The sequence below is a fragment of the Herbiconiux sp. 11R-BC genome, from assembly GCF_049472555.1.
Classification (GTDB): Bacteria; Actinomycetota; Actinomycetes; order Actinomycetales; family Microbacteriaceae; genus Herbiconiux.
Genome location: NZ_JBCEBO010000001.1, coordinates 691,753 through 706,518 on the forward strand (window position 1 = coordinate 691,753; position 14,766 = coordinate 706,518).

The 14,766-nt window shown below is 71.5% G+C and carries 13 protein-coding genes; 9 read left to right on the plus strand and 4 right to left on the minus strand.

The window, feature by feature from the left end:
* Positions 1 to 20: 20 nt before the first annotated feature.
* Positions 21 to 614: a TetR/AcrR family transcriptional regulator gene (locus VD659_RS03095; RefSeq protein ID WP_423259664.1), complete on the minus strand. Its 594-nt coding sequence runs from the start codon at positions 612 to 614 to the stop codon at positions 21 to 23.
* Positions 615 to 749: 135 nt separating this feature from the next.
* On the opposite strand from VD659_RS03095, the gene VD659_RS03100 reads away from it, so the two are divergent.
* Positions 750 to 1,586: an SDR family NAD(P)-dependent oxidoreductase gene (locus VD659_RS03100; protein WP_423259665.1), complete on the plus strand. Its 837-nt coding sequence runs from the start codon at positions 750 to 752 to the stop codon at positions 1,584 to 1,586.
* 15 nt (positions 1,587 to 1,601) lie between these two features.
* Here VD659_RS03100 and VD659_RS03105 read toward each other — a convergent pair whose 3' ends face one another.
* Entirely contained in the window at positions 1,602 to 3,617 is a 2,016-nt protein-coding gene (locus VD659_RS03105) for an amidase (protein ID WP_423259666.1), read from the minus strand.
* 134 nt (positions 3,618 to 3,751) lie between these two features.
* Positions 3,752 to 4,216, minus strand: a complete 465-nt coding sequence (locus tag VD659_RS03110) for an RNA polymerase sigma factor (protein ID WP_423259667.1) — start codon at positions 4,214 to 4,216, stop codon at positions 3,752 to 3,754.
* A gap of 285 nt (positions 4,217 to 4,501) precedes the next feature.
* Between VD659_RS03110 and VD659_RS03115 the strand changes: the two genes are divergently transcribed.
* The 8 genes from VD659_RS03115 (at position 4,502) to VD659_RS03150 (ending at position 12,275) form a co-directional block, all read left to right on the plus strand.
* Positions 4,502 to 5,995, plus strand: coding sequence for an Ig-like domain-containing protein (locus tag VD659_RS03115; protein ID WP_423259668.1), 1,494 nt, complete (start codon positions 4,502 to 4,504; stop codon positions 5,993 to 5,995).
* Positions 5,996 to 6,104: 109 nt separating this feature from the next.
* Complete coding sequence (locus tag VD659_RS03120; RefSeq protein ID WP_423259669.1) at positions 6,105 to 6,617, plus strand: hypothetical protein; 513 nt, start codon at positions 6,105 to 6,107, stop codon at positions 6,615 to 6,617.
* Between the two features lie 9 nt (positions 6,618 to 6,626).
* On the plus strand, positions 6,627 to 7,190 hold the full coding sequence (locus VD659_RS03125) for an immunity 22 family protein (protein ID WP_423259670.1): 564 nt from the start codon (positions 6,627 to 6,629) through the stop codon (positions 7,188 to 7,190).
* Between the two features lie 418 nt (positions 7,191 to 7,608).
* Positions 7,609 to 8,595 (plus strand): LacI family DNA-binding transcriptional regulator, encoded by a 987-nt coding sequence (locus VD659_RS03130; RefSeq protein WP_423259671.1) that lies wholly within the window; start codon positions 7,609 to 7,611, stop codon positions 8,593 to 8,595.
* Between the two features lie 102 nt (positions 8,596 to 8,697).
* A complete protein-coding gene (locus VD659_RS03135; RefSeq protein WP_423259672.1) occupies positions 8,698 to 9,828 on the plus strand; it encodes a PfkB family carbohydrate kinase in 1,131 nt (376 codons plus the stop codon).
* Positions 9,825 to 10,295 carry an RpiB/LacA/LacB family sugar-phosphate isomerase gene (locus VD659_RS03140; protein ID WP_423259673.1) on the plus strand — a complete coding sequence of 157 codons (471 nt, stop codon included), beginning with the start codon at positions 9,825 to 9,827 and terminating at the stop codon, positions 10,293 to 10,295. The genes VD659_RS03135 and VD659_RS03140 overlap by 4 nt, the downstream gene beginning before the upstream one ends.
* 35 nt (positions 10,296 to 10,330) lie before the next feature.
* Positions 10,331 to 11,671, plus strand: coding sequence for an MFS transporter (locus VD659_RS03145; RefSeq protein ID WP_423259674.1), 1,341 nt, complete (start codon positions 10,331 to 10,333; stop codon positions 11,669 to 11,671).
* A gap of 178 nt (positions 11,672 to 11,849) precedes the next feature.
* Positions 11,850 to 12,275: a hypothetical protein gene (locus VD659_RS03150; protein ID WP_423259675.1), complete on the plus strand. Its 426-nt coding sequence runs from the start codon at positions 11,850 to 11,852 to the stop codon at positions 12,273 to 12,275.
* On the opposite strand, the gene VD659_RS03155 is transcribed toward VD659_RS03150, so the two are convergent.
* Positions 12,262 to 14,700, minus strand: coding sequence for an HAD-IC family P-type ATPase (locus tag VD659_RS03155; RefSeq protein ID WP_423259676.1), 2,439 nt, complete (start codon positions 14,698 to 14,700; stop codon positions 12,262 to 12,264). The genes VD659_RS03150 and VD659_RS03155 overlap by 14 nt on opposite strands.
* Positions 14,701 to 14,766: the final 66 nt, after the last annotated feature.

A 14,766-nucleotide genomic window follows, 5' to 3' on the forward strand; every position in this document is an offset into this window, starting at 1 on the left:
CGACGCGCTCCGGCACACGGTCAGGATGCGGCGCGCACCGCCTCGACGGCCCGGTCGTAGAGCACGGCGAGGTCGCCCACCCCGCCGGAGCGGGTCCACAGCTCACCCGCGGCGTCGAGGCACGCGATCGCACTCGCGACGAGAGCGGTGGGGGCCGGGTCGGTCACATCGTCGGGGGCGAGTCCCAGGCGCATCCGCATGTTCGGAACCAGCAGCGCCTGCCAATGCAGGTGCTTCTCGATGCTGCGGGCACGCAGTGAGGGCGTCTCGTACATCATGCGGGCGATCGCCAGGGTCGCACCGGGTTCGCCCTTGAGCGCATCGACCGCGCCGAGCGCTTCGCGCAATGCCTCCCAGGGCCCGACCGACAGCGGAACGGCCTCGAGCGCATCCCGCACGAGCACTCCCTGGCTCGCCAGATCGCCGAGGACGATGTCTTCCTTCGTGCCGAAGTAGCGAAAGAACGAGCGGCGGGAGATCCCCGCCGTCGAGGCGATCTGGTCGATCGTCGTCTGCTCGAAGCCGTGCTCGAGGAACAGCCGCATCGCCACGACGGTGATCTCGGCGTAGGCCGCCTGGCGCGAACGCTGCCACAGCGACGATTCGGAACTCATGGGCCGAGTGTAACCCAGATGCCCGCTTGACACTCAGTGCCACTCAGGCATACCGTGAACAAACCATCGGATGCTCGTTCGGGCACGGCGACCCGCCGCGCTCCGTCCCGCTCCACCGACATTCCCGGAGACGCCATGCCCACCCTCGACTACTCGGCCCAGACCGTTCTCATCACGGGGGCGTCGTCGGGCATCGGCGCCTCCTTCGCCCGGGCTCTCGCCGCACGCGGGTGCGATCTCGTGCTCGTCGCCCGCCGCCGCGAGCGCCTCGATGCCCTCGCGGCCGAACTCGAAGCCGCGCACGGCATCCGGGCCACGGCGCTGGTGCAGGACCTCGGATCGCCGTCCGCCGCCGCGGAGCTGCACTCCGCCGTCACGACGGCCGGGCTCCGCATCACGGGGCTCATCAACAACGCCGGATTCGGCACCTTCGGGCCGTTCGTCGGCGAGGACCCCGCGCGCCTCGCGCAGGAGATCGCGGTCGACGTCAGCGCGCCCGTGTTGCTGAGCGCCGCCTTCCTGCCCGACATGATGGCCGCCAGGCAGGGCTTCGTCATCAATGTCGCCAGCACGGCGGCCTACACGCCCACCCCGCGCATGGCCGTGTACGGAGCGGCGAAGGCCTTCGTCCTCAGCGTCACCGAGTCGTTGTGGGCCGAGCTGCGCGCATCCGGAGTCACCGTCTTCGCCCTCTCTCCCGGCGCGACGAGCACCGAGTTCAACGCCGTCGTCGGCACCGACGACGCCACCGCCGGAGCCCGGATGCGCACGGCCGACGACGTGGTGGCCACCGCCCTCGCCCACCTCGACAGCCGCGATCCCGGTCCGAGCGTGATCGACGGCACCGCCAACCGCGCCGGTGCCCTCGGTCTGCGGTTGATCAGCCGGCGCGCGACCGCCACGCTGATGCACCGCCTGACCGACCCGGCCCGGCGCGCGCGCCGGACGACGGGCCAGGAGGGCCCGGTCTAGTCGGGCGGCGGGTGCCTACGCGGTGCGGGGTGGCAGAGGCACGAGCTGCATCGACGCTGCGGAGCCGCCGGCCGAGATCACGATCATCATCTCGTCGGTGAGGCGCTTTCGGGCGAGCGAGACGGCGCCGCGGTAGACGCCGGGCTCGTCCGGGACCGGGCGCATGATGTGGCCGTCGGCCCAGACCTGGGCGAAAGGAGCCTCGGACGCGGATGCGCCGGCCGCAGCACCGGCGGTCAGCCGCACCTCCACCTCCCAGGAGCGGCCCCGCGCCTCGATCGAGACGGTCGCCTCGGGGGCGGCGAGCGCATCCTGAGCGTCGTCGCGAGCATCCGGAGCCCCCACGCCCGCGTCGATCTGGTTGCTCGGCAGCGTCGGCGTGAGGAAGGCGGGCTGCCGCCGCTTCGTGGCCTGCTCGTAGGCCGAGGCCGAGTCGAGCAGGGCGTCGTCGCCGTAGGCGGGCCCCGCGAAGGTGAGCCCGACGGGCATCTGGATGTCGGCCATGAAGCCCATCGGCACCGTGACGGTGGGGATGCCGAGGTGCCGGATGACGCGGTTGCCGTTGGAGTAGACCACGCCGTTGCGCGACGCCGCCTCGAGGCTCTCGGGCCGCGTGAACAGGTCAACCCGGCCCACGTCGCCGGCGGCGGGGAACACCACGAGATCGAGGCCCTCGGCCCTCAGCCAGGCCTCGAAGTCCTCCTGGCGCGCCCGCTCGAGACCGGTCAGCAGCTGGGCGAGACCGGGCACTTCGTCGTACGACGCCGGCAGCCCCTGCTTCACGAGCTCGGCGAGGCGCTGCCAGTCGAAACCGCCGCGGGCGCGGGTGATCCAGACCGGCACGGGAGCGTCGTCGACGGGGAACACGGTGTCGCCGTCGACGTCGGCCCAGCTGTCGAGCTGCGGGTCGCCGTTGTCGCGCAGGAAGGCGTCGAGCGCCATCGCCGTGATCGGTCCACCCTCGAGTGCGCGCCAGTTCGCCGGCACGAGGCCGCGGGAGACGAGCCCCTGGGCCGACGGGCGGTCTTCTTCGTAGTTCGAGACCACCGGGAAGTCGACCTCGACCACCTCGGCGCCGAGCGCCCGCAGGTCGTCGGCGGCCCGGTCCCACAGTGCTCGCACGCTCAGACGGATGACGGGCGGGTCGATCGGCTCGGCGTCCTCGCCGATGTAGAGGCGCGGCACCCCGATGCGCAGGCCGTCGAGCCGCTCCGGGCGGGGCCGGGAGACCGGATGCGGGAGCACCTCCTCGGGGGCCGGCAGCTCGACCGCGCTCTGCTGGCGCCAGAAGTCGCCGGAGCGGTCGGGGTCGCCGACCGCGAGCACGTCGAGCAGCAGCAGGAGGTCGGAGACCGTGCGCGTGTGCGGCACCACGACGTCGCAGCTCGGCCGCAGCGGCCAGTTGCCGCGGATCGACAGCACGCCCCGCGACGGCGTGTAGGCCACCAGGCTGTTGTTCGAGGCGGGCGCGCGCCCCGACGACACGGTCTCCTCGGCCATGCCGAAGGCGCAGAAGCTGGCCGCCGTGGCGGTGCCGGAGCCGTTCGACGAACCCGAGCCGTAGGCCGCCGTGAGGTATTGCGGGTGGTAGGGGCTGCGCGCGTAGTCGTAGACCCCCGGCTGCATGCCGCCGGCCGCCATCGGCGGCATGTTCGTCTTGCCGAGCAGCACCGCGCCGGCAGCCCGCAGCTGGGCGACGGATGCCGCATCCTCGGTCGCCACGAGCTCGGCGAGCGCCGGGCTGCCCGAGGCCACCGTGAGGCCCTTGACCTTGTAGCTGTCCTTGACGGTGAACGGGATGCCCTCCAGCGGGCCGGCCTTTCCGGCGCGGCGGCGCGCATCCGAGGCCGCGGCCTGCTCGAGGCAGCCGGGGTCGAGCACCGCGACGGCGTGCAGGCACAGGCCGGTGCGGTCGTAGTAGGCGATGCGGTTGAGGTAGGCGCAGACGAGCTCGACGCTCGTCACCTCGCCCGCGTCGAGGGCTTGGAGCAGTTGGGCGATGCTCAGTTCCACGACGTCGATGCGGTTCAACGAGTTTCCTTCCGTCGCTCCCATCTTCGCCGATCCCGCAGGGGATCCGGGCCCCGGCCACGCGGGTCGGACATGGGCGTCTCCTGCACGGCCCGGCGACGCGCGGACGGGAGGCCTGGCTCCGCGCGCGGGAGCTAGGAGCGATCGCGCGACAGGGCCTGTCGCGCCCGCGTGATCCGCTGGCGCACGTTCACCGGGGTGAGTCCCGTCAGTTCGGCGATCTCCTTCGCGCTCCGCCCGTCGACGACGCTGAGCACGAACGGCACCCGCAGGCCGTCGGGGAGCGCCGCGATCCGGTCGAGGGCGTGTTCGAGGGCCACCCGGATCTCGACGTCGGCGACGACGTCGACCCCGTCGGCGATGGTCTCGTCCAGACCGGCCAGAACGAGCGCGGATCGGGCCCTCCCGGCGTCGATGACGGTGTTGCGGGCGATCACGTCGAGCCACGCGCAGAGCGGGCCGCCGTCATAGGACCGCAGGGTGTCGATCGACCGCCAGGCCCGCAGGGCGGCGATCTGGGCGATGTCGTCGGCGTCTTCGGGATGCACGCCCAGCGAGATCGCGCGCCTCCGCAGGCGCTGCGGGTCGCTGGAGATCATCGCTTCAAGAGAAGCGTGCCGCTGCGACCGCTCCACCGGCTCCGAACGCATCGGAATCACCTGCTACCCCGCCATCCCGGTCACCCCGCGCGACCACTTGTCTCAGGGAAACAACCGACTTCCCCTTCCGACACTACGAGAACACGGAAATCACCCTCAAGATCACCCCCGCTCTCGCGAGCCGACCCTCCCGAGCGAGTCGCCACAACCTCTTTGTCACACCTTCGCTGAGCGCCGGTCTTCCTCCACGTACCCCTGTTGCCGACAAAGAAGAGACGATCGCCCATGAAGCATGCCCGTTCCCTGGCCGCCGGAGCGATCGTCGCTTCGGCGATCGCCGGCTCCCTCCTGCTCGCCTCTCCCGCCTACGCCGCCGACGTCGTGTTCGCCGACCCCGCCCTGCAGGCCTGCGTCAACCAGCAGCTCGGGCGGCCGGCGGCCAGCCCGGTCTCGACCGGCCAGGCTGCCGCGATGACCGATCTGAGCTGCAACTTCGCCGGAATCACCAGTCTGGGCGGCATCGAGAGCTTCACCTCCCTCACCGCGCTCGGTCTTCTCGCCAACTCGATCTCCGACCTCAGCCCGCTGGGCTCCCTCACGCACCTGACCTGGCTGAACCTGACCCAGAATCAGGTCACGACCATCGCCCCCTTGTCGTCGCTCACCGCGCTCACCTGGCTCTCCGTGCGGGAGAACCAGGTCACCGACCTCAGCCCGATCGGCGGTTTGACGCAGATCTCGTACTTCGGTGCGACGAGCAATCAGATCTCCGACCTCAGCCCTCTGTCGGGGCTGACGAAGCTCTACGGCCTCGATCTGGCCGACAACGCCATCTCCGACCTCGCCCCGCTCGCAACGCTGACGGCGTTGGACGGCGTGACCCTCGAGGACAACCGCATCGCCGACCTCAGCCCGCTGGGCGGACTGCCGACCCTCCACCAGGTGCACGCGACCGGCCAGACCCTGACGCTCGCGGCCGTGGCCATCGGTGCGAGCACCACGAACCCGCTGCACGAACCCCACGGCGCGATCATCACGCAGGTCACCGGGGACGCGGACTTCGTGCTCGCCGCCGACAGTGCATCCTGGATCTTCACGGCGCCGGCCGCGAACACGGTGACCTGGGCGATGGGTTACCCGGGGCCCGTGTTCCCGGCCTGGCAGTTCAGCGGGACGATCCTGCAGCAGTCCCTCGCGCCCGCGGTTCACCCCACGGCGATCGTCGACGACACCGCGACCACCGCGGCCGCGACTCCGGTCACCATCGATGTGCTGGCCAATGACGGACTCCCCGGCGAACCCGCCCTCGACCCGGCCAGCCTGACGCTGCTGGACGCCGCAGGCGACCCGGCGACGCAGGTCAGCGTCGCCGGCGGGACCTTCACCGCGTCCGGCGGCGTCGTCGTCTTCACCCCCACCGCCGGCTTCACCGGAACCGCCGCAGCAGTGAGCTACCAGGTAGCCAACGTCGAGGGCGTCGCGGGGCGAGCGGTCATCACCGTCACCGTCACCGCCGCCGTCGTCACGACCGGCACCCCCACGCCCACGCCCACGGTGACAGTCACCCCGACGACGCCCGCGACCCTCGACCCGACCGCGCCCGCGACGAACGCCCCCGGCGCTCCCGGTGCCCCCGGGGCCGGATCCTTGGGGTCGGGCACGAGCGGCAGCGGCGCCCTGGCCTCGACCGGTGTCGCTGCCTGGACCATCAGCGGAATCGCCCTGCTGCTCGCCACCGGCGGCCTCGCGCTCGTCCTCCTGCGCCGCAAGTCCGCCTAGGCATCGCCTCCGAAGACCAGGATGCGGCGCCGTCGCCCACGCGGGGACCGCGCCGCATCCCGATCACCCGCTCCACCCCTCACCCCACACCGACCAGAAGGAAACCGCAGTGCCTGACTACTCCGCCATCGCCTCCGCCCTCGACTCCCCCGAGCAGATGCTCGCGCTCTGCGACGAACCACAGGTCTTCGGCGCCAAGAAGCAGGCCCAGGCGGCCTACGCCCTGTGGAACGGAGCCGACGAGCGGTACGTCGGCGGCTACCGTGCCGTGCGCGCTCCGGGAGGATCCGGAACCGGTTTCGTCGTACGGCTGTTCTGGAACCCGGCTACGACCTCCCCCGATCTGGACGCCATCGCCGGGGCAGTGCAGTTCGAGCTGCCCGAGGCGATGATCCGCGCCGACGAGAAGGCCACCTACAAGGGGCGTGACAAGAAGCAGGGCGTGTTCTTCACCTGGCAGGGCATGAGCACCCGCCCGCTCTCCCAGTGGTTCTTCGAGCGATTCGGCGTGCACGCCTGCGCCACGCAGCTGTTCGACGCGTCCGATCTGTCCCAGAACGTCGCGGTGGTGGCGATCAAGGGCGGCGTCGACCACCTCTGGACCGCCACGGCGGCGGAGTGAGCGAGCCCCGTGCAACACGACGACGCCGTCAAGCGGGCGCTGGTCGATGAGGCGCTGAACCGCACCCCGCCCGGTGGCTTCCCCGAGCTCGAACGGCGCCATGGGCTGCGGGCGGGAAGCCTGTTCGACTGGGTCGCCGAGCACGGGGGCATGGACCCGCCGCCGCCGTCGGCGACGCATTTCTGGATCGGCACCACCGGGCTCGACGAAGCCGCGTTCTGCTCCTACTTCGATCACGACCCCGCCTACTGGAGCCTCGAGGTCGACGAGATCGAGAGGGCGCCGGCCGACGTGACCGGATGCGCTTTCTCCGTCGATCTCGGTGAGCGGTTCCTCTACGACGAAGAGCTGCTGTGGGTCTCGTGGCGTCCGACCACGGTTCCGGCGGGAGAGCTCATCGAGGAGTCGCGGCCGGCGTCGGAGGCGGTGGGGCGCCGGATCGCTGAGGCCTGTGCGGCGCGGGGCATCGCCACCGCCAATGCCGCGTTCGCCTACGCCGACCCGGCCCAGCGCATCCGGGAGCCCGGCGCGCTGTTCAACGGGCTCGTGTACCTCGGCCTGTTCGAGGTCTGAGAGGGCGCGCATCCGGTGCAGCGGCGGCGGTCAGGAGATGGTGTGGCCACCCGCCCTACACGGGCGGCCACACCGGACCGCTCTGCAGCGGTCCGTGGCGAGACCCCTCTCGCCGAGCCTGGCGGGTGGGGACCCGGAGCCAGGCCGAACGGGGGAAGGCCACAGCCGCCACCGCGGTGGGGAACGCGGAACGTGACGCATGAGCGGCGGCCGTGACCTTCACAGAGAAAGACGCCGGGCTCCGGCATCTGTGACAGGACCGACGCGAGCCCACGGTTCAGTCGCCCCCGGTGAGGCCCGGTCGGACGGCGCCGAACGGAAGCTGCCGGGTCGTCGACGAGGCTCATGGTGATGGTTCCTCACGCACCACGGCCGTAGAATCGACCCCGGGTGAATCGTTTCCACGGAGGGCTGGAGCTTGGCCACGATCAAAGACGTCGCAGAGCGGGCAGGGGTGTCGATCGGCACCGCCTCGCGCGTGCTCAGCGGCAGCCCGGCCACCTCCCCCGAGTCTCGTGCGCGCGTCACCGCGGCAGCCGAGGCGCTCGCCTACGTGGCCCACGGGCCCGCCCGGTCGCTCCGCCGCTCCCGCACCGACGTCTTGGGGCTGCTCGTCTCCGACATCCGCAACCCCTTCTTCTCCGAACTCGCCCACGCCGCCGAGCGCGAGGCGCTGACGCTCGGCTACACGGTGCTGCTCGCGAACGCGAACGAAGACGAGGCGCAGGCCGACGAATACCTCGGCATCTTCGCCTCGCAGCGCATCGACGGCCTGCTGCTCTCACCGCAGGGGCCGGTCACTCCGCGGCTCACCGCACTGGTCGCCTCGGGGATGCCGGTGGTGCTGCTCAACCGCCATGCCGAGGGCCTCACCGCACCGCTGTTCGAGACCGACAACGCCCAGGGCGTCGGGCTCGTGCTGGAGTGGCTGCAGCAGCGCGGCCATCGCGACGTGGCCTTCGTGGGCGGGCCGCCGAGCATCTCGACGGGCGCCGAGCGGCTCGAGGCCTACACGGCCGGCCGCGCCGCCCACGGCATCACTCTGGATGACGCCTTCCTCGACGCCGGCGACTTCCTGCCCGACGGCGCCGCCGCGGCGATGACGCGCATCCTCGACCGCGGAGTGCGGCCGACCGCGGTGTTCGGCACCAACGGCCCCACCACCCTCGGCGCCGTGCGTGCGCTGCACGCCCGCCTGGGCCGGACGGCGGCCTCCGCCATCGAGGTGATCTCCTTCGACGACCTCGACTGGTTCGACTTCACGGCTCCCCCGATCAGCGCCGTGCGCAACGATGCGGCCTCGATCGGGCGGCTCGGCGTGCGCGGGCTGATCGATCTGATCGCCGGCCGCCAGGTGGCCTCCCGCCGCATCGAGATGGAACTGGTCGACCGCTCGGGTCTCTGAGCCACCCGCTCACTCCCGGTTTGCACCCCCGGGGATTCTGGTGCATCATTGTCGCATCGCCCGTGGAATCGTTTCCATGGAAACGTTCACAAGGAGGTGCTCATGCCCGAAGATCGCTCGAACGCGACCGGCACGGTCTGGGTCTTCGGCAGCCTCAACGCCGACACCAGCTACCGGATGCACGCCCTCCCCCACCCCGGCGAGACCGTTCTGGCCCACTCGGCCCAGACCTCCCCCGGCGGCAAGGGGGCCAACCAGGCCATCGCCTCCGCCGCCGCCGGTGCGCCCACCCGCATGATCGGCCTCGTCGGCGACGACACGGAGGCCGAGACACTGCTCGGCGCCCTCAGCGCTCGCGGCGTCGACACCTCCCGCATCGCGAGGCGCCCCGGCACGCCGACCGGACGAGCCGTCGTCGCCGTCGACGACCGCGCCGAGAACGCCATCATCGTGCTCGCCGGGGCCAACGAACTGCTCGACGCGGCGACCGTCGGAGCCTCCCTGCGGGGTATCGGCGCGGAAGACGTGCTCGTGCTGCAGAACGAGGTGCCGGCCGCCGCCAATCGCGCCGCAGCCACCTTCGCCCGGGCCGCCGGCGCGACGGTGGTCTGGAATGCCGCCCCGGCCCCGGCCACCGCCGCCGACATCGTCGGCGACATCGACCTGCTCGTCGTCAACGAACACGAGCTGGCCCAGCTCGCGGCGCTCCTCGGCGTCGGCGATCGCGACAGCGGCGACGGCGGCGACGGCGACATCGATGGCGTCGGTGGGACGGGGGCGAGGGATGCTCAGGCCGGCTCGGGCGGGCTCGAATCGCTGCTGCGGCGCACCGCGAAGGCCCTCGCGGCAGCGGCCTTCGCGCCCCCACCCGGTCACCCGCGCATCCCCGCGGCCGTCTGCACCCTCGGCTCCGACGGCGCCGTCTACGTCGGCGCTAGCGACACCGACAGCACAGCCACCGGCACCGGCACCGGCGACGACACCAGCGCCCCCGACGCCGACTCCGGCCGCGTGGCGTCGCCGCGGGTGCTCGCCGTCGACACCACGGCCGCCGGCGACACCGTCGTGGGCTACCTCGCCGCCCACTCCCACCTCCCTCTCGGCGAGCGCCTGCTTCTCGCCGGGGCCGCCGGGGCCGTGACCGTGACGCGCACCGGCGCATCCTCGTCCATCCCCACCCTCGCCGAGGCCGAGCTGATGCTCGCCCGCACCACCGAAAGGACCCCCGTATGAGAGTCGCCGTCGGGGCCGATCACGCCGGCTTCCCGATCAAGCAGCGAGTGATCGCCGCCATCGAGAAGCTCGGCCACACCGTCATCGACCGCGGAACGCACAGCACCGACCCGGTCGACTTCCCCGACATCACCCAGGCCACCTGCGCCCCGGTGCTCGACGGGAGCGCCGACCGCGCGGTGCTCGTGTGCGGAACCGGGGCCGGAGCCATCATGGCCGCCAACAAGATCCCCGGCATCCGCTGCGGTCTGGCCAACGAGAGCTACTCCGCCCACCAGGCGGTCGAGCACGACGACGCCAACGTCATCGCCCTCGGCGCCTGGCTCGTGCCGCCCGCCTTCATCGACGACATCGTCGCCGAATTCCTCGCCGCCACCTTCGACGACGACGAGGACACCCGTCGCCGTGTCGAGAAGCTCAACGCGCTCGACGAGCTGCGGCCCGCATCCGTCACCACCGCCATCTGACCGTTCATCCATCATTGATCAAAGGAGATCCACCAGTGACCACGACCACCACGACGGCCACGCAGCCCTCTGCGCTGGGCTCGAAGGACCGCAACAAGACGGCGATCGCCGCCGCGCTCGGCACCAGCGTCGAGAACTACGACTTCATCGCCTACGGCACCGCCTCGGCGCTCTACTTCAGCGCCGTGTTCTTTCCGGAGAGCGACCGCTTCGTGGGCACCCTGCTCTCCTTCGCCACGCTCGCCGTGGGCTTCCTGATGCGCCCGCTGGGCGGCGCGATCGGCGGCTACCTGGCCGACAGGTTCGGCCGTAAGCCCGTGCTGGTGGGTGCGATGCTCGTGATGGGCAGCGCGACCTTCGTCATCGGGCTGCTGCCGGGATACGCGACCGTCGGCGTTCTCGCCCCCGTGCTGCTGGTGATCATCCGGATGATCCAGGGCCTGGCCTTCGGCGCGGAGTGGGGCGGGGCCATCACCATGGCCTACGAGCACGCCCCCTGGAACCGGCGCGGCATGTACGCCGCCATCCCGCAGTCGGGCAACCCGCTCGGCATCGCGCTCGCGAGCGGCATGTTCCTCGTGTGCGCGAACCTCGACGGCGACTGGCGCTGGCGCATCCCGTTCCTGCTGAGCGCGGTGCTCGTGATCGTCGCCCTGGTCGTGCGCTCGCGCCTCTCGGAGTCGCCGGAGTTCCTCGAGGCCAAGGCCGAGGGCAAGATCGAGAAGAACCCGTTCCTCACCACCATCCGCCGCGACTGGCGGAGCATCCTGCGGGTCATCGGGCTGCGCATCGTCGAGTCGTTCGCCTACTACTCCACCGCCACCTACCTGCTGAACTACCTCACGACGCGCTTCCCCGACATCCGGCCCACCGCGCTCGGCGCCATCACCGCGGCGAGCATCCTGGCGATCTTCACCACTTTCCTCGCCGGATCGCTGACCGACAGGGTGGGCCGCCGGCCGCTCTACATCGGGGCCTGCGTCGCCGCCATCCTGTTCGCGTTCCCGATGTACCTGCTCACGAACGACGGCACGCCGGCCCTCGTGGTGGCCGTGTTCGTGTTCGGCATCGGCTTCATCCACGCCACCCTCACCGGCAACCAGGGCTCGCTGCTCACCGAGCAGTTCGGCACCTCCACCCGCACCACGGGCGCCTCGCTCGGCTACCAGATCGCGGCCGCGCTCGGCGGCTTCGCGCCCCTGCTCGCCGCTGCCCTCGTGGGCTGGGTCGGCTGGCCGGGCGCGTCGATGCTCTACCTGAGCGCCGCGATCGTGGGGCTCGTCGCCATCCTCGTGACCCGCGAGACCTACGGCCGCGCCGAGCGCGCACGCATCAACGCGCTTGTCGCCGCAGAGAAGGCGGCGCTGGCCGCGTAGTGCTCGCTGTGTGAAAATGCAGAAATTTCGAGGACCGACGCCGTATACGGGGTCGGTCCTCGAAATATCTGCATCCGCTGACCACCTGGCGGCTGGGCTGCGCTCCGCGCACTCGCGCCCAGACGAGGGGCGCGACCGGTTCCCCAGCTCGCGCGCTCCTCGGCGTTAGGCTCGGTGCATGACCGACACGACCGCGCGCCGCCGCCCCGGCCTCGTGACCCTCGCCGTCGTGCTGATCTACATCGCCGGCATCGCCGACATCGCGCTCGGCGTGCTCACGATCTTCCTCCGCTACCTGCCCGAAACCGCGAGCGCAGGGCTCACGCTGCCGATCACGCTGCTCGGGGCCGCCACGATCCTGTTCGGGCTGTTCCTCGTGGCGCTCGCCTCCGGTGTGGCCCGCGGCAGCCGGGCGTCCCGGCTCGGCACCACGATCGTGCTGCTCGCCGGGCTCGCGCTCGACCTGGCCGACCTCGCGATCGGCGGCGACGGGGACTGGTCGGGAGTCGTCACCCAGCTCATCGCGTGCGTGCTCGTGATCGTTCCGCTCTGGGTCGGCCCGGGCCGACGGTACTTCGCCCCGGCGGCGCCTACTTCGCGCTGAGCGCCTCCGCCGCCCGCTGCCGGCGGGCCTCACGGGCGTTCAGCGCCCGCTCGACGTCGCGCACGGCGATGCGGCGATGGGCGAAGCGCACGATCTCGATCAGCGCGATCGAGAGCACGGAGGTCGCGAGCACCAGCAGCGCCGTCGGCAGCGTCGGGTCGACCAGCTGCAGGAAGTCGCGCACGATCGGCACGGTGTAGACGAGCACCAGCCCGATCATCATCGCGCCGATCACCGCGCCCTTGAACCGGGTGACCGGCCGGGAGAGCACCACGAGGATCCACAGGCCGATGATGGTGAGGATGAGCGTCGAGCCCGTGCGGATCTCGGCCTCCGGAATGGCCATGTTCGCCGCCAGGCGCGCGTAGGCCGCGAGGCCGACCGTCACCACGACGCCGGCCGGCACGGCGAAGGAGAGCGAACGCCGCAGGAACCCGGGAACATACCGCTGCGCGTTCGGCAGCAGCGCGAGGAAGAACGCGGGGATGCCGATCGTGAGCCCGTCGGTCACCGAGAGCTGCCGCGGCAGGAACGGGAACGGCAGCAGCAGGATGCCGAAGGCGATCGCGAGGAAGGTGGCGTACGCGGTCTTCGTGAGGAACAGCATCGACACCCGCTCGATGTTGGCGATCACCTGGCGCCCCTCGGCCACGACGCTCGGCAGGTGCGAGAACTTGCCGTCGAGCAGCACGAGCCGGGCCACCGCCTTGGTGGCCGCAGCCCCCGAGTTCATCGCCACCCCGATGTCGGCCTCCTTGATGGCCAGGGCGTCGTTCACCCCGTCGCCCGTCATCGCGACCGTGTGCCCCGCGGTCTTCAGCGCCACCACGATGCGCTTCTTCTGATCGGGCGTCACCCGGCCGAACACGATGTTCTCGTCGAGCACCCGGATGAGGGCATCCTGGTCCTCGGGCAGCTCGCGGGCGTCGAAGCCGTGCGGCGCATCCAGCCCCACGCCGCGCGCGATGGCGGCGACCGTCTGCGGGTTGTCGCCCGAGATGATGCGCACGCCCACCCCTTGCGCGGCGAAGTAGGCGAGGGTCTCGGCGGCGTCGGGGCGGATGTTCTCGCGGAAGGTCAGCAGCACCACCGGCACCGCATCGGCCGGCACCGTCTCGTCGTGCGTCGGGGTGCCGTGGGCGAGCACGAGCGTGCGGCTGCCGGTGGCGGCGAGCTGGGCCGCCTGGGCGGCGAGACCCTCGAGCACGGCGTCGCCGGCGGCGCGCGCGGGGAACACCATCTCCGGGCCACCCAGCACCCACATGCCGTCGTCGAAGGTGACGGCACTCCACTTGCGGGCCGACGAGAACGCGACGCGGTCGACGGGCGAGCCCGCGGGCTGCTCGGTGAACCGCCCGACGAGGCTGCGCGCGGTGGCGTTCGCGTCGTTCTGCACGCCGTACCAGGCGAGCACCCGCTCCCAGCCGGGGCGCTCGGTCAGCGGATGCGCGGCGTCGAACACGATGTCGCCCTGCGTCAGCGTTCCGGTCTTGTCGAGGCAGATCAGGTCGACCCGGGCGAGCCCCTCGACCGCCGGCAGCTCCTGCACGAGCACCTGCTGGCGGGCGAGCTTCACGGCGCCCACCGCGAAGGTGATGCTCGTCATGAGCACGAGGCCGAGCGGCACCATGGCGACCACCGAGGCGATGGTCGCGACCGCGGCATCCCGCCACGCCCCGCTCTGCGAGGCCTCGACCCAGCCGCCTTGGGCGATCATCTGCGCGTTCAGCACGAGCAGCGCCACCGGGCCGATGAACCAGGTCACCCACTTCAGCACCCGGTTGATCGAGGAGCGGAGCTCCGAGGCGACGAGCGAGAAGCGCTTCGCCTCGGCCGCGAGGCTGTTGGCGAAGGAGTCGGCGCCCACCCGGTCGACCACGGCCGAGCCTTCCCCGCCCACCACGATCGACCCGGAGAGCACCCGGTCGCCGGGGGCCTTCTCGACCGGGTCGGACTCCCCCGTGAGCATGGACTCGTCGAGCTGCAGCCCGTCGCCGTCGAGGGTCACGGCATCGGCGGCCACCTGGTCGCCCGCCCGGAGCACGAGGGTGTCGCCGAGCACGACCGCGCCCACCGCCACCTCGGCCTCCGCACCGTCGCGGAGCACGCGGGCACTCGGTGCGTTGAGCAGCGCGAGCTTGTCGAGGGCGCGTTTCGCGCGGTATTCCTGCACCGTGCCGATGACGGCGTTGGCGATCGCGGAGAAGCCGAAGAGCGCATCCTGCCAGCGTCCGATCGCGAGCAGCACGAGGAAGCAGGCGAGGATGATCGCGTTGAACAGGGTGAGCACGTTCGCCCGAACGATGCTCCACACGCTGCGGCTCGAGTCCTGCACGAAGGCGTTGGTGCGACCGGATGCGGTGAGCTCGGCCACCTCGGCCGCGGTCAGCCCGTCGGGCCGGTGATCGGGGATCGTCTCGGTCATGGGTCCATCCTGCCGTGCGGCGGCCCACACCCGTTGAGTATCCGGATGCCGGTGCACTAATGTTTA

Excerpts from the sequence above, each read along its gene's own strand:
- VD659_RS03095 (WP_423259664.1), bottom strand. The coding sequence starts at position 614 with ATGAGTTCCGAATCGTCGCTGTGGCAGCGTTCGCGCCAGGCGGCCTAC.
- VD659_RS03100 (WP_423259665.1), top strand. The coding sequence starts at position 750 with ATGCCCACCCTCGACTACTCGGCCCAGACCGTTCTCATCACGGGGGCG.
- VD659_RS03110 (WP_423259667.1), bottom strand. The coding sequence starts at position 4,216 with ATGATCTCCAGCGACCCGCAGCGCCTGCGGAGGCGCGCGATCTCGCTG.
- VD659_RS03115 (WP_423259668.1), top strand. The coding sequence starts at position 4,502 with ATGAAGCATGCCCGTTCCCTGGCCGCCGGAGCGATCGTCGCTTCGGCG.
- VD659_RS03135 (WP_423259672.1), top strand. The coding sequence starts at position 8,698 with ATGCCCGAAGATCGCTCGAACGCGACCGGCACGGTCTGGGTCTTCGGC.
- VD659_RS03140 (WP_423259673.1), top strand. The coding sequence starts at position 9,825 with ATGAGAGTCGCCGTCGGGGCCGATCACGCCGGCTTCCCGATCAAGCAG.
- VD659_RS03150 (WP_423259675.1), top strand. The coding sequence starts at position 11,850 with ATGACCGACACGACCGCGCGCCGCCGCCCCGGCCTCGTGACCCTCGCC.
- VD659_RS03155 (WP_423259676.1), bottom strand. The coding sequence starts at position 14,700 with ATGACCGAGACGATCCCCGATCACCGGCCCGACGGGCTGACCGCGGCC.